At 45.1% G+C, this 20,029-nt stretch carries 21 protein-coding genes; all 21 read left to right on the forward strand.

Annotated elements, in window-relative coordinates; genetic code table 11:
* Positions 1 to 20: 20 nt before the first annotated feature.
* The 21 genes from flhA to ABTV53_RS10615 all read left to right on the forward strand — a co-directional run bounded on the left by flhA (position 21) and on the right by ABTV53_RS10615 (position 20,016).
* Positions 21 to 2,054, forward strand: a complete 2,034-nt coding sequence (gene flhA, locus ABTV53_RS10515; protein WP_433752779.1) for a flagellar biosynthesis protein FlhA — start codon at positions 21 to 23, stop codon at positions 2,052 to 2,054.
* A complete protein-coding gene (gene flhF / locus ABTV53_RS10520; protein WP_433752781.1) occupies positions 2,051 to 3,403 on the forward strand; it encodes a flagellar biosynthesis protein FlhF in 1,353 nt (450 codons plus the stop codon). Before flhA ends, flhF begins: the two co-directional genes overlap by 4 nt.
* Complete coding sequence (locus ABTV53_RS10525) at positions 3,400 to 4,287, forward strand: MinD/ParA family protein (protein ID WP_237175956.1); 888 nt, start codon at positions 3,400 to 3,402, stop codon at positions 4,285 to 4,287. Before flhF ends, ABTV53_RS10525 begins: the two co-directional genes overlap by 4 nt.
* 32 nt (positions 4,288 to 4,319) lie before the next feature.
* Positions 4,320 to 5,762, forward strand: coding sequence for a chemotaxis-specific protein-glutamate methyltransferase CheB (gene cheB, locus ABTV53_RS10530; RefSeq protein WP_433752783.1), 1,443 nt, complete (start codon positions 4,320 to 4,322; stop codon positions 5,760 to 5,762).
* Between the two features lie 32 nt (positions 5,763 to 5,794).
* The gene (locus ABTV53_RS10535) at positions 5,795 to 7,867 is read left to right on the forward strand and encodes a chemotaxis protein CheW (protein ID WP_433752785.1); all 2,073 of its coding nucleotides are present in this window, start codon (positions 5,795 to 5,797) and stop codon (positions 7,865 to 7,867) included.
* Positions 7,868 to 7,908: 41 nt separating this feature from the next.
* Positions 7,909 to 8,370: a chemotaxis protein CheW gene (locus ABTV53_RS10540; RefSeq protein ID WP_036609340.1), complete on the forward strand. Its 462-nt coding sequence runs from the start codon at positions 7,909 to 7,911 to the stop codon at positions 8,368 to 8,370.
* 10 nt (positions 8,371 to 8,380) lie between these two features.
* A complete protein-coding gene (locus ABTV53_RS10545; RefSeq protein WP_091034987.1) occupies positions 8,381 to 9,001 on the forward strand; it encodes a chemotaxis protein CheC in 621 nt (206 codons plus the stop codon).
* Entirely contained in the window at positions 8,994 to 9,491 is a 498-nt protein-coding gene (locus tag ABTV53_RS10550) for a chemotaxis protein CheD (protein WP_017689162.1), read from the forward strand. Before ABTV53_RS10545 ends, ABTV53_RS10550 begins: the two co-directional genes overlap by 8 nt.
* Positions 9,492 to 9,495: 4 nt before the next feature.
* On the forward strand, positions 9,496 to 9,939 hold the full coding sequence (locus ABTV53_RS10555) for a hypothetical protein (RefSeq protein ID WP_017689161.1): 444 nt from the start codon (positions 9,496 to 9,498) through the stop codon (positions 9,937 to 9,939).
* A gap of 15 nt (positions 9,940 to 9,954) precedes the next feature.
* Complete coding sequence (locus tag ABTV53_RS10560) at positions 9,955 to 10,743, forward strand: FliA/WhiG family RNA polymerase sigma factor (RefSeq protein WP_017689160.1); 789 nt, start codon at positions 9,955 to 9,957, stop codon at positions 10,741 to 10,743.
* 62 nt (positions 10,744 to 10,805) lie between these two features.
* Complete coding sequence (locus tag ABTV53_RS10565) at positions 10,806 to 12,215, forward strand: DUF342 domain-containing protein (RefSeq protein WP_433752788.1); 1,410 nt, start codon at positions 10,806 to 10,808, stop codon at positions 12,213 to 12,215.
* 52 nt (positions 12,216 to 12,267) lie between these two features.
* The gene (locus ABTV53_RS10570) at positions 12,268 to 12,582 is read left to right on the forward strand and encodes a hypothetical protein (protein WP_433752790.1); all 315 of its coding nucleotides are present in this window, start codon (positions 12,268 to 12,270) and stop codon (positions 12,580 to 12,582) included.
* Between the two features lie 65 nt (positions 12,583 to 12,647).
* The gene (locus tag ABTV53_RS10575; RefSeq protein WP_433752791.1) at positions 12,648 to 13,232 is read left to right on the forward strand and encodes a hypothetical protein; all 585 of its coding nucleotides are present in this window, start codon (positions 12,648 to 12,650) and stop codon (positions 13,230 to 13,232) included.
* A 3-nt stretch (positions 13,233 to 13,235) separates the two neighbouring features.
* Positions 13,236 to 13,862: a hypothetical protein gene (locus ABTV53_RS10580; RefSeq protein WP_433752793.1), complete on the forward strand. Its 627-nt coding sequence runs from the start codon at positions 13,236 to 13,238 to the stop codon at positions 13,860 to 13,862.
* Positions 13,863 to 14,157: 295 nt separating this feature from the next.
* Positions 14,158 to 14,856, forward strand: a complete 699-nt coding sequence (gene rpsB / locus ABTV53_RS10585; protein WP_017689155.1) for a 30S ribosomal protein S2 — start codon at positions 14,158 to 14,160, stop codon at positions 14,854 to 14,856.
* A gap of 116 nt (positions 14,857 to 14,972) precedes the next feature.
* A complete protein-coding gene (gene tsf, locus ABTV53_RS10590; protein ID WP_124114084.1) occupies positions 14,973 to 15,623 on the forward strand; it encodes a translation elongation factor Ts in 651 nt (216 codons plus the stop codon).
* A 232-nt stretch (positions 15,624 to 15,855) separates the two neighbouring features.
* A complete protein-coding gene (pyrH, locus tag ABTV53_RS10595) occupies positions 15,856 to 16,584 on the forward strand; it encodes a UMP kinase (protein ID WP_433752794.1) in 729 nt (242 codons plus the stop codon).
* Entirely contained in the window at positions 16,584 to 17,138 is a 555-nt protein-coding gene (frr, locus tag ABTV53_RS10600; protein WP_433752796.1) for a ribosome recycling factor, read from the forward strand. The genes pyrH and frr overlap by 1 nt, the downstream gene beginning before the upstream one ends.
* A gap of 89 nt (positions 17,139 to 17,227) precedes the next feature.
* The gene (locus tag ABTV53_RS10605; RefSeq protein ID WP_433752798.1) at positions 17,228 to 17,995 is read left to right on the forward strand and encodes an isoprenyl transferase; all 768 of its coding nucleotides are present in this window, start codon (positions 17,228 to 17,230) and stop codon (positions 17,993 to 17,995) included.
* A gap of 16 nt (positions 17,996 to 18,011) precedes the next feature.
* Positions 18,012 to 18,806 (forward strand): phosphatidate cytidylyltransferase, encoded by a 795-nt coding sequence (locus ABTV53_RS10610; RefSeq protein ID WP_433752800.1) that lies wholly within the window; start codon positions 18,012 to 18,014, stop codon positions 18,804 to 18,806.
* 70 nt (positions 18,807 to 18,876) lie between these two features.
* Entirely contained in the window at positions 18,877 to 20,016 is a 1,140-nt protein-coding gene (locus tag ABTV53_RS10615; protein ID WP_433752802.1) for a 1-deoxy-D-xylulose-5-phosphate reductoisomerase, read from the forward strand.
* Positions 20,017 to 20,029 lie beyond the last annotated feature (13 nt).

The following is a 20,029-nucleotide window of genomic DNA, read 5'->3' on the forward strand; positions in this document are numbered from 1 at the left end:
GATCGGAGGCCGTACATTCATTGAAAATTAAAGATATATCTGTCCTTGCGGGTATCATTGGTATTGTGTTAATGATGATTCTCCCGATCCCGCCCTGGCTGTTGGACTTGTTGCTGGTCGTCAATATTTCAATTGCACTGATGATACTCCTTGTCGCTATGAACAGCAAAGAAGCGTTGCAGTTTTCCATTTTTCCAGCTTTGCTGTTGATCACTACACTATTCCGACTGGCACTGAACATTTCGACAACCAAGCTAATCCTTGGTGATGGAAATGCCGGAGCCGTAGTTGCTACCTTTGGTAGCTGGATTGCTGGAGGGCAAATTGCGATTGGATTTATCGTGTTTTTGATCCTCGTTGTCGTTCAGTTTATCGTTATTACAAAGGGTTCTGAACGCGTAGCTGAAGTTGCTGCCCGATTTACCCTCGATGCGATGCCTGGTAAACAAATGAGTATTGATGCGGATCTGAATGCGGGTCTGATCAACGAGCAACAAGCTCGTGAACGTCGTTCCAAAATTGAACGTGAAGCCGATTTCTATGGAGCGATGGATGGAGCAAGTAAATTCGTAAAAGGTGACGCAATTGCTAGTATTATTATCCTCCTGATCAATCTCATTGGTGGTTTTATTATCGGTATGACTGTGCATGGGATGGCTTTCGCAGATGCAATGTCAACGTACTCTGTATTGACTATTGGAGATGGATTGGTAAGCCAAATCCCTGCTCTGCTTATTTCCACAGCAGCAGGACTTATCGTTACCAGAGCGTCATCCGAAGGAAACTTGGCAGATGATATTACGGGGCAACTGTTTACATACCCGATCCTCATTTACATTGTAGCTTTTGTCATTGCCATGCTTGGTTTCTTCACGCCGATTCATGTTATTACTACACTTCCATTGGCAGGTGTGTTGGCATTTGCCGCATGGCGCATGCAGAATAATTTGAATTTGAAACAGGAAGCGGAAGAACAGCTGGAAGAAGAACAGCAGATTGAAGAGGTTAGAAGTCCTGAAAGTGTGATTAACCTGCTTCAGGTGGACCCTATTGAGTTTGAATTTGGTTATGGTTTAATCCCGCTTGCTGATAATCAGCAAGGTGGAGACTTATTGGATCGGATCATTATGATTCGGAGGCAGTGTGCTCTTGAACTGGGGTTGGTCGTTCCGGTCATACGGATTAGAGATAATATCCAGCTCAGACCCAATGAGTATGTAATCAAAATCAAGGGTAATGTGGTAGGCGGCGGAGAACTGTTGTTGAATCATTACCTTGCCATGAGTCCTGGCTATGATGAGGAGTCTGTGACAGGTATTGAAACGACGGAGCCTGCTTTTGGACTTCCAGCACTATGGATTGATGAAGTAACCAAAGACAGAGCGGAACTTGCAGGATATACGGTCGTTGATCCGCCGTCCGTTGTGGCTACACATCTGACGGAACTGATTAAGAAGCATGCGCATGAGTTACTTGGAAGACAAGAGACAAAAGCACTTGTGGATAATCTCAGAGAGAACTATTCTGCCCTTGTGGATGAACTGATCCCTTCTCTACTTTCCATTGGTGATGTACAGAAAGTGCTTGCCAAGTTATTGCGTGAGAAAATATCTATTCGGGATATGGTTACCATCTTCGAGACACTGGCTGACTATGGTACGTATACGAAGGATCCTGATGTGCTGACTGAATACGTCAGACAATCCCTCTCACGTCAGATTACTCAGCAGTTCTCACAGAAAGGTGAGACACTGCGAGTAATCACGGTTGGACCCGGTCTTGAGAAGAAAATTGCTGAAAGTGTGCAACAATCGGATCAAGGCAGTTACCTTGCTCTAGACCCTGTATCTACACAAAGTGTATATCAGAAGCTCAGTGAACAAGTGAACCGTTTGATTCAATCAGGTCAACAACCTGTTGTATTAACTTCTCCAACCATTCGGATGTATCTGCGTCAAGTTATTGAACGTACTATGCAGGACATTCCTGTGCTTTCCTACAGCGAGTTGGAGCCGAATGTTGAAATTCAAAGTATCGGGGTGGTGAACTTATGAGAGTAAAACAATACGTTGTTGAGACCATGCCCGAAGCTATGCTTCAAATTCGCAAAGACCTGGGAAGTGATGCCGTGATTCTGTCCACCAAAGAGATTAAGGTGGGCGGTGTGATGGGAATGTTTCGCAAAAAACGGATCGAAGTTGTAGCTGCAGTGGATAAGGAAGAAAACAAGCAAACAACAAAGCCAGTACAAAATCAATTCACACCTGTACCTCGTGCATTTGTACCTGAGGCTTATCGGCAAACAGCTCGTTCGTTTGTTGCGGCTTCTGATGAGTCGGCTACAACGAATACAGCTGATCAAAGTGTACAGGACCAATCTGCGGCTGCGCCGTCTGTGTTTGAATCGCGTAATATCGGTTCAGACATAGACAGCGGCTCAGGTTCTTCGAGCACGGATCATAAACCGCGACCGCAAGGGGCGGATTTTTCGGGTTCAACAACTGGTTCGAAGCCAACAGGTTCAGAGCTGCAGCAGGATAAGTTGATGACTGAATTGCAGGATCTTAAACAGATGGTGACCAGGCTTTCAAAGCAAGGTACTTCTGTGGACCCTGTGCCAGAGGAACTGCATACAATCCGAGAACGCTTGACAGAACAAGAGGTTTGGCCTGAAGTATGGGAATCCTGGTTTGATTCAATTCAAGCAAAATGGTCTGAGAATGGACTGATAGAACAGGATGTAGAAAAAGTAGTGAAGCTAGAGGTCATGCACTTTTTGGAGCAACGTATTGAAGAAGGCATTCTTCCTACCACGCGAATCGTCTATGTAGCTGGACCAACAGGTGTAGGTAAAACTACGACAATTGCAAAATTGGCTGCTGAACAAATGTTCAAAAAACAGCGTAAAGTTGGATTCATTACATCAGACACGTATCGGATCTCGGCGGTAGAACAGCTTAGAACATATGCATCTATACTGAATGTTCCACTTGAGGTGGTACAATCGCCCGGTGATACACAACGTGCCATTTCTCGATTAGAGAATTGTGATTTGATCTTTATGGATACAGCGGGTAGAAACTACAGAAATGAGTTACTTGTTTCAGAACTGCAAAGTTTGCTTGCTCCTGTAGAGAATAGTGAAACCTTTCTGGTCATGAGTATGACTTCCAAAAGTGCTGATATGGTTCAGATCACGGAACATTTCAGCAAATATGGTCTGGATAAGGTGATTTTCACCAAAATGGATGAGACTGGGAGCTGCGGTCCGCTATTTAACTTGTTGCACCGTTTTCCACTCAAGCTCGCATATGTGGCAAATGGACAAAATGTTCCAGACGATTTGTTGAAGCCGGATGCAGATTCTTTGTCTAAACAGTTGCTGGGAGAATGGTCACAATGAAGGATCAGGCAGCTGCACTTCGAAGTATGGTCTCCGCGCCATTGGAATTGGAAGGCATTGAGCGAGATATTCGATCCTCTAAAATCATTACTGTGGCCAGTGGTAAGGGAGGTGTTGGTAAATCAAATTTCACACTGAACTTTGCCTTGGCATTGCAGGCTTTGGGGCAAAAGGTACTTGTGTTTGATGCCGATATTGGAATGGCTAATATTGATGTTCTTATGGGTACGTCTTCTTCCTATAATCTTTACCACCTATTGTACCGACAAAAATCTATAAGGGAAATCATACAACTGGGTGCCAGCGGCTTGCCTTACATTGCTGGAGGATCGGGCATGAAAGAGTTGTTCTCATTGTCTGATCGTGATCTGGAGTTCTTCGCCAGTCAAGTCGAGGATATTGCCCAGGAAATGGATTATGTCATCTTTGACACTGGGGCAGGACTCTCCAGAGAGAATATGAAGTTCATCGGTGCTGCCGATGAATGCCTGATTATAACCACACCTGAACCGACTTCAATAACCGATGCTTATGCTTTAGTCAAAGTTATGCACGGCCAGGAAAATGCTACGCCCTTTCGGATGATCGTTAATCGGGTGGAAGACGAACGAGAAGCGGAACGGGTGGCAGATAAAATAGCTGGAGTGGCGAGGCGGTTTTTGCAGACGGATATTCCGCTGCTTGGGTATATCTCGGAAGACGCCCAGGTAGTCAAGGCGGTTAAGAGGCAAATGCCCTATAGTCTGGCTTATCCCAATGCCAAAGCCTCCAAAGATATAGAGAAACTTGCTCTTCGTTATCTGGCTGTACCTGCAACTCCGGGATCCGGAACCTTGACAGGAATCAGGGGATTTATGAATAAGTGGCTTAAACGGACAACATGATTTCTGAATAAAGGAAACAGGGGTGACACAACATGGCGGTGTATCAAGTATTGGTTGTCGATGATTCCGCTTTTATGCGTAAGATCGTTACGGATTTAATCCAGGCGGATCCGGAATTCAAGGTCACGGCAACGGCATCAAACGGTAGAGAAGCGATTCAAAAATCAGTAGAATTGAAACCCGATATTATTACAATGGACGTTGAGATGCCCGAAATGAATGGGTTGGATGCATTAAAATCAATTATGAAGGAATCCTTCGTTCCTGTGATTATGCTCTCTGGTATCAATGAACAAGGCATGAAAGAAACCATTATGGCGCTTGAAGCCGGGGCATTTGACTTCATTCGCAAACCATCTATTTCACATGATCAGGATATTGCTCAAGTCGGTAAAGCCTTGGTTGAGCGCATGCGTGCTGCGATGAATGAGATCAAACGAAAAGCTGATCGTGAGTTATCGATGAAAAATAGAGACATGTTGCGAGGAGCAGTTGCTCCCCCAACTCAGCCAGTTCAGAAAGAAATACCGGCCAGGGATCGAGCGGAGCCTGTGAAAAAAACGATCGAACCTGTCCAGACGAGTCAAAGCTCTCTTCGAGAACGGACTGAAGCCTTTCAGGCCAAGTCAAAGAAACCAATTGAACTATTGTCACCTTCAAAACCAGGTCGCGTAGAGAATAAACCGGAGACTTTGCCGAAGGCTGAGCGTAATTTGGGGACGAAGGCAGAAAAAGCAGTGAGGTCAGCTAATCCAGTACAGACTCCAAAGGAAGTTGGACTACCTAATGCAGCTAGAGTGGCAGCTGATCAAATAGCGGCAACTTCTGCCTCTGCAAAAGCCAAGGATGTAATCAAGCCTAATCCTGTCCCCAAAGGTGGAGGGGGGCTGGAAGGACCATTCAACAAACTTGTGGCAATAGGTTGTTCTACGGGTGGACCGAGGGCTCTCAAGACATTGCTTGAGCAGTTGCCTGCTGATTTGCCTGCACCGGTCATTATTGTGCAGCATATGCCGCCCAATTTCACACGTTCTCTGGCTCAACGATTGAATACATTCAGTCCACTGCATGTGGTTGAAGCTGAAGAGGGCATGGTTCTGAAAAAAGGAACCGCCTATATAGCACCCGGCGGATTTCATGTGAAAGTTAACAAAACAGCAGACGGGAAGTTTATCGTGAAGCTGACTGAAGATCAACCAGTGAATGGACATAGACCTTCAGTGGATACGATGTTTGAGTCACTTCTGCCGTTTACATCTTTACAAAGACATCTTGTTTTGCTGACGGGAATGGGAAGTGATGGAGCACGTATGATGAAGAGATTATACGAAGCTGGAGTTACATCAACCTTTGCCGAGAATGAAGAAACATGTGTTGTATATGGTATGCCGCGTTCTGCTGTAGAGCTGCAATGCGTTCGTCATCTTCTGCCATTGCAGGAGATTGCGTCTAAACTTGTTCAAGCAGTGAAATAACGGAGTGTAACTCACGGAGGAGGTGCCTCACAATGGACATGAACCAATATTTATCCATGTTTATTGATGAGTCTAATGATCATCTGCAATCGCTTAACGAAAACATGCTTCAACTTGAAGGCAATCCGGAAGACCTGGGCATAGTTCAGGTTATATTCCGCTCTGCTCATACCTTGAAGGGTATGGCAGCAACTATGGGCTTTGAAGATTTGGCATCACTGACACATAAAATGGAAAATGTGTTGGATCTGGTTCGTAATGAGAAATTGAAAATGCAGGATTACATTTTTGATACCATGTTCAAGAGTCTGGACGCTTTGGAAACCATGGTTCAGGATATTACCCAAGGTGGACAAGGTAAAGCAGATGTGTCGTCAATCGTAGCTTCACTTCAGGCCATTGAAAATGGTGAAATAACAAGCGGAGATGGACCTGCTACGGAAACAAACAAGCCGGCTAACGCTTCAATCTCTTCGGCTGTGGAGCTGGATGAATTCCAATATTCAGTGCTGGATCAGTCGATCGCCGAAGGTCATCGTGTGTTCTACGTGGATGTGCTTGTTAGCGAGCATAGCCAGCTAAAAGGTGTACGGGCTTATATGGTCTTTGATATGCTGGAACGTTCAGGTGAAGTCGTTAAGGCTTACCCATCCGTTCAGGATATTGAGCAGGAGAAGTTTGAGCGCAGTTTCTCGTTGTATTACATAACAACTAAAGAGGCGCACGAACTGGAAGAAGGCATCATGAGTATCTCTGAAATTGAAAGTGCAAAGCTCATTCAATTGGATCAGGAGACTCTTCAGCAGATGGCCAATCAGGTAGCAGCTACAGTTGAAGCGCCACCCGCACCAACAGCTGTAGCTGAGGTTCTTTCGCCGGATAAGAATTCTGTATCCAAAGAAGAAGCCACGACAGCGCCAGCGAAAGCAGCTGCACCGAAGCAAGCTGCTGCACCTTCACGTACCATTCGTGTGGATATTGAACGTCTCGACGTATTGATGAACCTGTTCAGTGAATTGTTGATTGACCGTTCACGTCTGGAGCAACTGGCCAGTGAGACAGGCAACAATGATTTATCCGATACAGTAGCTCATTTAAGTCGAGTTAGCACAGATTTGCAAAATATTGTACTGAAACTGCGGATGGTTCCGGTAGATAACGTATTTAATAGATTCCCGCGTATGATCCGTGATCTGGCTAAGACACTTGATAAAAAAATTGATCTGGTCATTACAGGTGCCGAGACGGAACTGGACCGTACGGTAATTGATGAGATTGGTGATCCGCTTGTGCATTTACTGCGTAACGCGGTTGACCATGGCGTGGAATCCATCGCAGAGCGTGTAGCTGCAGGTAAACCAGAGATGGGTACAGTAAACCTGCGTGCCTTCCACAGTGGAAATCACGTATTTATCGAGATTGAAGATGATGGTAAAGGTATCTATCGCGACAAGCTTTTGAAAACCGCGATCAAACGTGGTGTTGTAACCGAAGAACAAGGTGCCAAGATGAGTGACGATGAAGTGAATCAACTGTTGTTCGCACCTGGTTTTAGTACTGCTGATATTATCTCGGATATCTCCGGCCGGGGTGTTGGCTTGGATGTAGTAAAATCGAAGATCACTTCGCTTGGCGGTAATGTAACGATTCATTCAACTCCAGGCAAAGGCACAAACTTCTCTGTTCAGCTTCCGTTGACACTATCCATTATTGCTGCAATGCTTGTACGACTTGGTTCGGAGAAATACGCTGTTCCGTTATCCTCCATTGTAGAGACGGCCATTGTACAACGTGAGCAAGTTCGTAATATTCACGGCAATAAAATGATCACGTTCCGTGAGTCACTGATTCCGTATTTGTCCTTGAGCGAAGTTTTCTCCGTACCGGATTTCAATGACGCTGATGAGCAGGAAACAGAAATTGTCGTGATTCGCAAAGGCGACCGTCTTGCAGCTGTAGCTGTTGAAGAATTTATTGGACAAAGTGAGATTGTTCTCAAATCAATGGGAACCTATCTTCCTGGTATTGAAGGAATCTCTGGAGCAACCATTCTCGGAGATGGACAAGTAGCCCTGATTCTTGATCCTAATGCATTTATTAAATAAGCATAGAGCGAAGTCTTACATTTAATAGGGAGGTTTTTTACATGGAAGAAGAGTTGAAAGTCATCGTCTTTAAATTGGGTTCCGAAGAGTATGGTATTGAGGTAGACAAGGTTCAGACGATTGAGCGCATGATGCCAATTACCCGTGTTCCCAAGACACTTTCCTTTGTAAAAGGAGTTATTAATCTACGCGGTGTTGTAATTCCAGTCATAGATCTACGCGGTCGTTTCTCCCTTCCGGAAACGGAATACACGGATCAGACTCGTATTGTTATCGTAGGTGTAGACGACATGCAAGTTGGCTTCATCGTAGATTCTGCTAATGATGTTATTGATATCAAGAGCAGTGCGATCGATAGCCCACCAGAAGTGGTTGGCGGCGTCAAAGCGAGATACCTGCGAGGTGTTGCTAAATTGGAGGATTCACGCTTGTTGATTATGCTCAACCTAAACGAAGTATTAAATAAAAGCGAGATTGTACAGCTGGAAAGTGTTGAGGGCTAGTACCGTGGAGATGTTCAACCGATTTGAGGTATTCCAGATGGATGTGCTCAAAGAGGTCGGTAACATTGGAGCAGGCAACGCCGCAACGGCGTTGTCTCAACTCCTCAACAGACCGATTGACATGGGTGTACCTACAGTACAAATGCTCCCTTTTGAAGAAGTTGCCGAAAAAGTGGGCGGAGATGAACGCATCGTGGTTACCGTGTTTCTTCGTGTAGAAGGCGAAGCACCGGGAAATCTTTTCTTTATGATGACACCAGAGGCTGCTAAAATGTTGTTGAATAGACTTGCCGGGTTTGATCTGAAAGAAGGACTCGCTTTTACAGATATGGAACAATCAGCGCTTTCCGAGATTGGAAATATTTTGGCTGGATCATATCTTTCTTCTTTGGCAGATTTCACGAAGTTGTCCATGTATCCAACTGTTCCTGGACTTGCGATCGACATGGCAGGTGCCATTCTAAGTTATGGCTTGCTGCAATTTGGCGAGATGGGTGACGCTGCATTATTGATTGACACATCTTTCTTTGAAGGTGAAGATCAAGTTGAGGGTCAGTTTTTCCTCATTCCGGATCCACCATCCTTTGCAAAGATATTTGAATCGCTAGGGGTGCCGCTGAGCCATGATTGAGGACAAAAGCGTCGTTAAAGTCGGTATGGCGGATTTAAACATCGCTCATCTTCCTGGTGTAATCCGTACGACTGGCTTGGGTTCGTGTGTGGGATTAACAATGTATGACCCACATTTGAAGCTGGCTGGAATGGCGCATGTCATGCTTCCTACTTCAGAGATCGCCCGTGAAGGGAAATTGAACACTGCGAAATATGCGGATACGGCGTTGCCTGAGCTTTTGGAAAAGATGATAAAATTAGGCGCTTCTCACTCACGTATTGTGTCTAAAATGGCCGGAGGCTCTCAGATGTTTGCCTTTGCTGGCGCTGGAGATACAATGCGCATTGGACCAAGGAATGCAGATTCTTGTCGAGAGTGGCTTCAAAAACTCAATATCCCTCTTCTAGCAGAAGATACGGGTGGGAATTATGGACGAACGATTGAGATGGACTGTGAAACTGGACTTTTGACTATTCGAAGTGTACAAATGGGTGTAAAGGAACTATAAGACTATGATAGGAAACTACCGCATTAATCTTGGAGCAGGCATCGTTGGGTTTATTCTTACTTTTTTTGTAGCATACAGCAGCAATGTGCTGATGACCAGTTTAATTCGCGGATTGATCGGATTCGTAGCCTGGTTTGTCCTTGCATATGGTTTACGCTGGGGATTGGGATTGCTGCTGAACCCTCAGATCGAGGGAAATGGATATGGTTATGATTCACCAAGTGCTCAAGATCAAAGAGGTTCACAGGTGGACATCAAAATCGAAGACGATGGACAAGAGCTGAATGATTTGCTCAAGAGTGGACAGAACGCTTCATCTGGGGACGATCTTCCGCCATCTGAGACGAAAGCTCCAACGGGATTCGCCCCTTTGGATCCGCCTAAACTTGTCCGGACCAAGGATCCGGAGGAATTGGCGCAGGCCGTTCGTCACCTGACAGACAAATAAGGAGGGTGAAAGCAATTGAACGAGCGTAAAGCTTCACATTTGAACCATTCTGATCTATGGGAAAAGTGGAAAGAACATGGAGATCTTGAAGCCAAAAAAACTTTGATTGAGAAGTATCTTCATATTGTAAATTATGTATCCGGTCGACTGGCTGTTGGTTTGCCCAAAAATGTTCCCAAGGATGACTTGGAGAGCAATGGCGTTATGGGGTTAATTGATGCATTGGAGAAGTTCGACTATGAACGTGGTCTGCAATTTGAAACGTATGCATCATGGAGGGTCCGCGGAGCCATTCTTGACGGTCTGCGTCAAGGTGATTGGGTTCCGCGTTCTGTGCGGGAGAAGGCCAAACGAATCGAAGACGCCTACCAACAGCTGGAACAAAGTTATCTCAGGTCTGTTAGTGATGAGGAAATGAGCGAGTACCTGGACGTATCCACTAAAGATTTTCAACATATGCTTCAGGAAGTGGCAGTTATGTCACTTTGCTCGCTGGAGGACCCCATTCGTGAGGAAGAGTCTGAGACTCGTCTTTCGTTGATGGTAGATGAGAAAGCCAAAAATCCGGATTATAAAGTAAATGAGTTTTATTTGAAGGAAGCTTTGGTGCAGGGGCTTGACAAGTTGACGGTAAAAGAGAGAACGGTTGTTTCACTCTTGTATTACGAAGATCTTTCTCTTAGTGAAATTGCGGAGGTCATGTCTCTTTCTCCGTCTCGCATATCCCAGTTACATTCCAAGGCAATATTACGACTACGCGGCACGTTGGACAAACAGAAAGATTTGTTGATGCGTAAAGATTAATAGAGAAAAGTAATATCATTGGAGTTTGGGGAGTGGAAAGTCTAAAAGGGGGAAGAACTGCAGTGACACAGCGGACTGCTTTGGAACAATGTCTAAACATTGTTTTATCGGACGACAAATGCACAGCCTACCTTGAATTTTCCAAAGAGGAAGAAGGCTTTGCCTGCACAATCGATGAACTTGAACAATTTTTGGGGAACAAGGGCATCAAACAAGGTGTATTGCGAGAGGCGTTACTGCTTTTTGTGAGCAACCCAGAAACCTATTCAAAAGATAAATACAAGATTGCCGAAGGGATTGCTCCTATTCAGGGAACCGATGGATTCATCAAGATTCTGGTTGGAATGGATGATATGGACGAACGGCGACCGCTCGAATCGGAAGATGGAACCGTCGATTACAAAGAAGTGACCCGCTTAAACAATGTTCGTAGTGGTCAGATCATTGCAGAGCGAATCGCTCCTAACGAGGGCATACCAGGCAGAGCAGTAACGGGTGAAGAAATTCCTTATCGCCCAGGAAAAGAAGCTCGGTTTAAAGTTGGAAAAAACGTTGTGATTAACCCGGATGGTTCTGCGATGTATGCTGCACTGGATGGTCTGGTTACCAAAACCGACGGTAACAAACTTAATGTGTTTCCGGTGTATGAAGTCAATGGTGACGTTGATTACAATAACGGTAATATCGACTTTGTAGGCACGGTTGTCATACGAGGCAATGTACTTACCGGATTTAAAGTAAAAGCAGCAGGTGACATTCGTGTCGTCGGTGGTGTCGAAGGAGCGGAACTGGAAGCAGGCGGCTCAATCGAAATTACCGGTGGTATTATTGGTTATAACAAAGGTCTGGTACAAGCAGGCCATAATGTTAAATGTACGTTTATTCAAGAAGGCAACGTGGATGCTGGTGAAGATGTTCTGGTTTCCCAAAGTATTATGCATTCCAATATTCGTGCTGGCCATGGTGTCATCTGTGCGGGAACCAAGGGTCTTATCGTTGGTGGCTCGATCCAGGCTGGTCAAAACGTCTCAGCGCGTGTTGTGGGCAACAGCATGTCCACAGTCACTTCCATTGAAGTGGGTGTGCTACCCAAGCTGCGTAACGAACTGAATGAATTGCGTAAGGAAGCCAGAGAACAGATGGACTCCTTGGACAAAACGAAGAAGGCTTTGACATTGTTGGACCAGTTAGCTGCCGCTGGACAGTTAAGTCCGGATAAGATGTCGATGCGAATCAAGTTAAGTGCTACGCAGAAATCTGCTCTTCGTATAAGTGAAGAAACGAAAATGCGTATCTTTGAAATCGAGAAGGCACTTGAGGATACAAGTAAGGCTCGTGTTGATATTCTGAAGATGATTTATGGAGGCTCTAAAATAGTTATCGGCAGATACACGAAATTTATTAAAGATCCAGTGAGTCGAATTTCATTTTATTATCATGATGGCGATATTACGATGGTTCCATACGTTTAAGTACAGCATTCAGGCACAGGAAGAAATCCATTCGAAACCGTGAGGTGAGCGTATGAGTTTCAAAGCAGTGGAGTTGCAGATTGCGGTACCACGAACAAGTGAAGCGGGACGTTATCAAAGTGAAGCCCAGCAGCGACCGATTACGGATCAGAATCTTTTGGCAGAGCAAACGTCGAAAGAAGCAAATGAAGCAAGGCAACGAAGTGAAGCAATGGATGAAACTTCACAGACTTCGGTGCGTGATGGTCATACCCATGATGGGGATCAGCAGAGTGGTTCCGATGGACAGGAGACTGCTCAGGCTCAAGAAATTGTCAAACCTGCCGAGCACCCGTACAAAGGAAAACACATAGATCTGTCTTTATAATAAATGGTTGTTATGGACATGCAGTCTTGCGCACCGATGGTTGAATCAGAAGGAGAGAACCCAATTTGTCACCATGGATCATTATTGTCATATTAGGGGCCTGCGCCATCGCCTACGCTTATATTATGCCTCGAAAAAGCAAGGCGCAAGAGCCTGGGCATCAACTGGTGCAGGAGATGGAATCTACGCTTGAACACTACATGACCGAGATCGAAAATGATAATGATGCTCTTATCCAACGTGTGGCAGAGATGAAGGGAGAAGCGACAGCAGCCGATCAACGTATGCAAATGCAACTTCAGGAACTACAGCAACGATTGGATCAGCTGGAACAGAGCAAAAAAAACGAACCTGTCGCATCACCTGTGCCACACTCAGCGAATGTACCTGTACAAGCTTCCGAAGGTTTGCAAGCACAAGCGCTTGTGAAAAGTGTACAAGCAGAGGCAGCTCAGCAGGCGTTAGAAGCAGATATACAGACCAGCAATGTTGAATCTTTGCCACAACGTGAATCAATTAAAGATCGATATGCAGAACTCTTTAATCTACATGCTGAAGGTAAGTCGATGGATGCCATATCCAAGCAGACAGGCATTCAGCGTGGTGAGGTACAGTTAATACTGCAACTGGCGGAACGGGAGGAGAGCTAAGTCATGGACAAGCGATCCTTATGGATTGGTCTGGGGAGCGGCATGATTATTGGTGCGGTTTTGCTTCAACTGGCCACAGTTGGACAAAATGCAATGTCGGATAGCAATCTGGACCCCGAGCAAACCGCGAATATGACCAAAGAACAGCTTGAAACAGCCGCCAAAAGCCTGGATATGAAATTGGTAGGTTCTGAAGAGGAATTATACACAGAAGCTGAGTGGGTAGAGAAGAAAAAGCAGGAAAGCAGTGAGTTGCAAGGGAAAACAGCAACACCGCCTGACACTGTAACCTCTACGGAAACACCTGCAGAGCCTGAGAAGCCACAAGAGCCTGTTACAAGCGAAGGTGAAGGGCAAAAAGAGATAACTGAGCCGAAGACAACAGAACCTGTAACGCCAAGCAATCCGAAAGGCGCAACAGTATCATTCAAAGTACGTTCAGGCAATAGTCTGGCGATCGTTGCAGCAAACCTAAAAACCGCGGGAATCGTAGATGATGCTCAAGCATTCATAAAGGCTGGCAAAGCTGAGCGAATCAATACCAAAATCCAAGTGGGTACCTATGCGCTTGAAAAAGGCGAAAGTTTCAAATCCATTATCGCAAAAATCACGAAAGAACCGTCAAACTGAGCATGCTCGGCCAGGACGGTTTTTGCATTTTAAACGGTACATTTTCAAAGCTTGATAATAATTAGCATTGAGTTACATATCAAGTTTTATTTGATTCGATACTAGCAAAAAACGAAAAGTAGATTTTAGCTTTAAAGACTGTTGCATCGGACAGTCAGTTATGCTATATTAGATAACGGTGTTAAAACACACGCATGTGCTAATTTTGTTGAGGGTGCTTTCCTTATGGAGAGTCTTGGCGAAAAATGATGCCGGCGGAGGACACAATAAAAACCATATTAGGAGGTGTGTGAAGATGGCAGTAATCTCCATGAAGCAGCTTCTCGAAGCTGGGGTACACTTCGGTCACCAAACTCGTCGTTGGAACCCAAAAATGGATCGTTATATCTTCACTGAAAGAAACGGAATTTATATCATCGACTTGCAAAAGACGGTGAAAAAAGTTGAAGAAGCTTACAACTTCGTTAAAGGAATCGCAGGAGAGAATGGTAAAATTCTTTTCGTGGGTACTAAGAAACAAGCTCAAGATTCCGTTAAAGAAGAAGCTGAACGTGCTGGTCAATTCTACATTAACCAACGCTGGCTCGGCGGTACCCTGACTAACTTCCAAACTATTCAAAAACGTATTGATCGTTTGAAACAATTGGAAGCTTGGGAAGAAGATGGTACATTCGCTGTATTGCCTAAAAAAGAAGTAATCTTGCTTCGCAAAGAAAAAGATCGTCTGGAGAAATTCTTGGGCGGTATTAAAAATATGAAAGGCCTGCCAAGCGCCCTGTTCATCATCGATCCACGCAAAGAGCGTATCGCTGTTGCGGAAGCTCGCAAATTGGGTATCCCAATTGTAGGTATCGTTGATACTAACTGCGATCCGGACGAGATTGATTATGTTATCCCGGGTAATGACGACGCGATCCGCGCTGTTAAATTGCTGACAGGTAAAATGGCTGACGCTGTAATCGAAGCTAACCAAGGCGAAGAAACTTCCGCTTAATAGATTCGAACATATGTTATAAACTAAATGAAAAGGGTGGTTGGCAGGTGGATAACCTCTCACTGCCCTTTTTTTAGAGTGTACGTACAATACTTAATTTTGGAGGGAATATTATAATGGCAGTTAATGCGAGTGCAGTAAAAGAACTTCGCGAAAGAACGGGCGCTGGTATGCTCGATTGCAAAAAAGCACTGGAAGAAGCAAACGGTGATGTAACAAAAGCAGCTGAATTGTTGCGTGAGAAAGGTCTTTCTGCAGCAGCAAGCAAAGCAGGCCGTGCAGCAACTGAAGGTGTTGTTGAATCTTACATCCACGCTGGTGGACGTATTGGTGTCTTGGTTGAAGTTAACTGTGAAACAGACTTCGTTGGTAAAACGGATCAATTTAAGGATTTCGTTAAAGATGTAGCTATGCAAATCGCTGCAGCTAATCCTAAATTCGTTACACGCGAAGAAGTTCCTGCAGATGAGCTGGAAAAAGAAAAAGAAATCCTGAAAGCTCAAGCTCTTAACGAAGGCAAACCAGAGAAAATCATTGAAAAAATGGTTGAAGGCCGTATCGGTAAATACTACGAAGAGTACTGCCTGATGGAACAAACTTTCGTTAAAGATCCAGACAAAACGATCTCTCAATTGCTGAACGAAAAAATCAGCCAAATTGGTGAAAACATCTCCATCCGTCGTTTCGTTCGTTACGAACTGGGTGAAGGTCTTGAGAAAAAAGTAGACAACTTCGTAGAAGAAGTAATGTCCCAAGTTAACAAATAAGACGGTTTCTATAAACCGGCGAGCAGGATTGATTTTCGAAGATATAAGAATGATGAAACTTCGAAGCGTAAACTCCCTTATATCTCAGGAAAACAGTACCTTACCGGTTAAGCGTTTTTCCTAAAAGAGCGGAACACAACTGTGTTCCTTTCTTTTTAAGCAGGAGGCCATGCGCGAGAAGTTTTGTTGGTTGAACACCAAGCGTGTTCGATTCAAAGTGGAGGGTGAATAATTGGAACAGCCAGTATTTAAACGTGTTGTCTTAAAGGTCAGCGGAGAGTCTCTTTCCGGTCAAAACGGCTACGGTATTGATGCAGATACGATTTCGTCGATCGCCCAACAGGTAAAAGAGGTTGTTGCACTTGGTGTACAGGTTGCTATTGTATGTGGCGGCGGAAACATCTGGCGTGGGATTGCCGGTAGTGAAAACGGCATCGATCGTGCAACTGCCGATTATATGGGTATGCTGGCGACAGTAATGAACTCGCTGGCACTGCAGGATGCTTTGGAACAGATTGAAGTACCTACGCGTGTACAGACATCTATTGCAATGCAACAAATCGCAGAGCCTTATATTCGTCGTAGAGCTATTCGCCATCTGGAGAAAGGCCGGGTCGTTATTTTTGCAGCAGGTACAGGTAACCCGTTCTTTTCCACGGATACAACAGCAGCACTGCGTGCAGCGGAGATTGAAGCAGAAGTTATCTTGATGGCCAAAAATAAAGTTGATGGTGTATACTCAGCAGATCCGTTTAAGGACAGTGCAGCTGTGAAATTTGATCAGTTGACTTACATGGATATTCTTAACAAAGACCTTGGTGTAATGGATTCAACGGCATCCTCGCTTTGTAAGGACAACAACATCCCGTTGATCGTATTTGCCATTACGGAACAAGGTAACATCAAACGTGTTGTTCTGGGTGAACGTATCGGAACAATCGTTAAAGGGAGTGTAGATTAATGCCACAAGCGGTTAAACAACATGCCGAAGAGCGTATGGAAAAAGCAATTCAAGCATTGCGTCGTGACCTGGCTACTTTGCGTGCAGGCCGTGCAACTCCAGCTCTTTTGGACCGAATTCAGGTAGAGTATTATGGAGCAATGACGCCATTGAATCAACTCGCTAATATCAGTACTCCGGATTCCCGTACACTGATGATACAGCCTTGGGACAAATCTGCCATGGGTGACATCGAGCGTGCCATCATGAAATCGGATCTGGGTCTTACTCCAGCCAATGATGGTAGCATGATCCGTTTGTCTATTCCGGCATTGACGGAAGAACGTAGAGCGGAACTTGTTAAGCTGACGAAGAAGTTCGGTGAAGAAGGTAAAGTAGCGATTCGTAACATTCGCCGTGATGCGAATGATGACATCAAGAAAATGGAGAAGTCAGATATTTCCGAGGATGAGTCCCGGAGACATCAGGACGATATCCAAAAATCGACTGACAAGTTTATTGCTGAAGTCGACAAGGTACTCGCTGCCAAAGAAAAAGAAATTATGGAAGTGTAAGACAAGCGCAGCCCCTCCAATACGGTGGGGTTTTGTCTCTTTTTCCAAGCTTCAGATAAAGAAACTTCAGGGATTTTGGAGGAACAGGAATGATCAAACGGGTTCGGTCGTGGTGGAATGGGGCTGACAAGCAGGAAACGCTGACTATATCCGAGGACAATATCCCGCAGCACGTCGCCATCATCATGGACGGCAATGGACGATGGGCCAAACGTTTGGGACTCCCGCGTATAGCCGGGCACCAAAATGGCATGAAGGCGGTCAAACGTGCGACCATCGCGGCGGATGAACTGGGCATCAAATATCTGACGATGTACGCTTTTTCGACAGAAAACTGGACGCGTCCAAAAGAAGAAGTGGATTTTCTGATGCGACTTCCGCAAGAATTTCTAGCCATAGAGCTAGATGAACTTATAGAAAAAAATGTGCGCATTCGCATGATGGGTCAAGAGGAACATTTACCTTCTCATACCATTAATGCCTTGCGGGAAGCCATTCGTCTTACGGAACATAATACAGGTCTCGTTTTGAACTTTGCAATGAACTATGGAAGTCGTCGTGAAATGACGAACTGTGTTAAACAGATCGCTCTGCAGGTGAAATCGGGGGAAATATCGGCAGAGGACATAACACCTGAACTCATTGATAGACATATGCTGACGGTTGACATGCCCGATCCGGATCTGCTGATCCGGACGAGCGGAGAGCTGAGATTAAGCAACTTTATGCTTTGGCAGCTTGCATATAGTGAATTATGGTTTACGGATATATACTGGCCCGAATTTGGCAAAAAGCATTTGCTTGAAGCAGTAGCCGAATATCAGCGCAGAACAAGGCGTTACGGCGGTTTGAAATAGATGGAGGATGAAGCCGTTGAAACAGCGACTAACGACAGGAATCATAGCAGGTGTGTTGTTTTTAGGTTTTTGCATGCTGGGCGGACCCTGGTACCATGGTTTGGTATTGCTTATGGCTCTCATCGGTTATTATGAATTTGTTAAAATGACCGGGGTGATGCCTTTTTCAGGTGTGGCCCTGATTGGATATGCTGGTGTTTTTGCCATTGTGTTTCCTTGGGAAATGCTTTGGGAGGCAAGACCGCTATCCTTATTTCAGGTCATCTGGATAGTAATGCTTGTACTGATGACAGCTTCGGTTGTCACCAAAAATAAGGTTCCCGTGAATACAGTAGCCATGCTTTTACTTGGTGTGTTGTATATAGGGATCGGTTTCTATTACATTGCAGAATCCAGACATCTGCATCATGGGTTGTTCTGGACGTTCCTGTTGCTGGGCTCCATATGGGCCAGTGATGCAGGAGCTTATTTTGTAGGGAAACTAATTGGTAAAAACAAACTGTGGCCTTCCATCAGTCCAAACAAAACTGTGGAGGGTGCATTGGGTGGCATCGTAATTGCAATTGTTACTTCAGTTATTTTTGCATTAGTATCAAATGGTTTGCTTTCCTGGCAGAGAGCGATTGTGATCGGAATTGCCTGTGCAGTTGTAGGTCAGATGGGTGACTTGATCCAGTCTGCATACAAACGTGTATATAATATCAAGGATTCAGGAAGTCTTCTCCCAGGGCATGGAGGCATTCTTGATCGGTGCGACAGCTGGATTGTTGTTTTTCCATTCGTACATATACTAATGCTACTGCCCTACTAAAGATGAACATGAGTCTGAGATAACAGCATTGTTCGAGGTAGGCATTGGATAATTAAAGATGAGGTGCAGCATGAAAAAAATTGCGATTCTCGGGTCAACCGGTTCCATTGGAACCCAGACACTGGATGTAGTTGACATGCATCCAGAACTCTTTCAAGTGGAGGGACTGGCTGCCGGAGGCAATACAGACCTGCTGATCGAACAAACCAAACGTTACCGACCGAAGAAGGTGTCGGTGGGTTCCAAAGAATTGGCAGAGAAGGTAGCTCCACACTTGCCTGCAGGAACGCAGCTGTTTTATGGCACAGAAGGACTCGTCGAAGTTGCGGCAGGAACCGATGCGCATACGGTTGTTACAGCGGTAGTGGGGAGTGTTGGATTGGAGTCAACGCTTGCTGCCATAGACGCAGGCAAACAGATCGGTCTGGCCAACAAAGAGACATTGGTTACGGCGGGGCATATTGTTACTACAAGAGCGGCTGCCAAAGGAGTCTCTTTACTGCCTATCGATAGTGAGCACTCTGCGATATACCAATGCTTGAATGGTGAAAACAGAGAACGCCTGACAGGCATCACGCTCACAGCTTCAGGTGGATCATTCCGTGATCTTACCCGTGAACAGTTGAAGAGCGTGACTATTGAGGATGCGCTTAAACATCCAAATTGGTCAATGGGGTCCAAAATTACGATAGATTCGGCAACAATGGTAAACAAAGGTCTCGAGGTCATTGAAGCACATTGGTTATTTGGTCTTCGATATGATCAGATTAATGTATTGCTTCACCCAGAGAGTGTTATTCATTCCTATGTCGAATTTGATGACACCAGCATCATCGCTCAACTGGGGAATCCGGATATGAGAGTTCCCATTCAATATGCACTGACTTACCCTGACCGCTTGTCATCACCGGCACAGCGTCTGTCTCTTGCTCAAGCTGGGAAATTACATTTCCGTGAGATGGATATGGAACGGTTCCCGTGTTTAAGAATGGCGTATGAGTGTGGTAAAATGGGAGGAACCGCAACAACGGCGTTTAATGCAGCCAACGAGGTTGCTGTAGCCCGTTTCTTGCGTAAAGAGATTTCATTCCTTAAAATAGAAGATATTATTGCTTCTGTGCTAGAAGCACACCACAATGTGGACGAGCCTGATCTACAGGAGATAGCGCGTTGTGATCAGGAGAGCCGTAAGCTTGCGTCCAGTCTGTAATCTCTTTTTTCAT

It is taken from the genome of Paenibacillus amylolyticus (assembly GCF_050990605.1).
Classification (GTDB): domain Bacteria; phylum Bacillota; class Bacilli; order Paenibacillales; family Paenibacillaceae; genus Paenibacillus; species Paenibacillus amylolyticus_H.

Bases quoted from the DNA above. Each gene is read 5' to 3' on its own strand.
- ABTV53_RS10525 (WP_237175956.1), top strand. From the start codon at position 3,400: ATGAAGGATCAGGCAGCTGCACTTCGAAGTATGGTCTCCGCGCCATTG.
- cheB (WP_433752783.1), top strand. From the start codon at position 4,320: ATGGCGGTGTATCAAGTATTGGTTGTCGATGATTCCGCTTTTATGCGT.
- ABTV53_RS10535 (WP_433752785.1), top strand. From the start codon at position 5,795: ATGGACATGAACCAATATTTATCCATGTTTATTGATGAGTCTAATGAT.
- ABTV53_RS10545 (WP_091034987.1), top strand. From the start codon at position 8,381: ATGTTCAACCGATTTGAGGTATTCCAGATGGATGTGCTCAAAGAGGTC.
- frr (WP_433752796.1), top strand. From the start codon at position 16,584: ATGCCACAAGCGGTTAAACAACATGCCGAAGAGCGTATGGAAAAAGCA.
- ABTV53_RS10550 (WP_017689162.1), top strand. From the start codon at position 8,994: ATGATTGAGGACAAAAGCGTCGTTAAAGTCGGTATGGCGGATTTAAAC.
- ABTV53_RS10555 (WP_017689161.1), top strand. From the start codon at position 9,496: ATGATAGGAAACTACCGCATTAATCTTGGAGCAGGCATCGTTGGGTTT.
- ABTV53_RS10615 (WP_433752802.1), top strand. From the start codon at position 18,877: ATGAAAAAAATTGCGATTCTCGGGTCAACCGGTTCCATTGGAACCCAG.
- rpsB (WP_017689155.1), top strand. From the start codon at position 14,158: ATGGCAGTAATCTCCATGAAGCAGCTTCTCGAAGCTGGGGTACACTTC.
- ABTV53_RS10540 (WP_036609340.1), top strand. From the start codon at position 7,909: ATGGAAGAAGAGTTGAAAGTCATCGTCTTTAAATTGGGTTCCGAAGAG.
- flhF (WP_433752781.1), top strand. From the start codon at position 2,051: ATGAGAGTAAAACAATACGTTGTTGAGACCATGCCCGAAGCTATGCTT.
- tsf (WP_124114084.1), top strand. From the start codon at position 14,973: ATGGCAGTTAATGCGAGTGCAGTAAAAGAACTTCGCGAAAGAACGGGC.
- ABTV53_RS10580 (WP_433752793.1), top strand. From the start codon at position 13,236: ATGGACAAGCGATCCTTATGGATTGGTCTGGGGAGCGGCATGATTATT.
- ABTV53_RS10605 (WP_433752798.1), top strand. From the start codon at position 17,228: ATGATCAAACGGGTTCGGTCGTGGTGGAATGGGGCTGACAAGCAGGAA.
- ABTV53_RS10570 (WP_433752790.1), top strand. From the start codon at position 12,268: ATGAGTTTCAAAGCAGTGGAGTTGCAGATTGCGGTACCACGAACAAGT.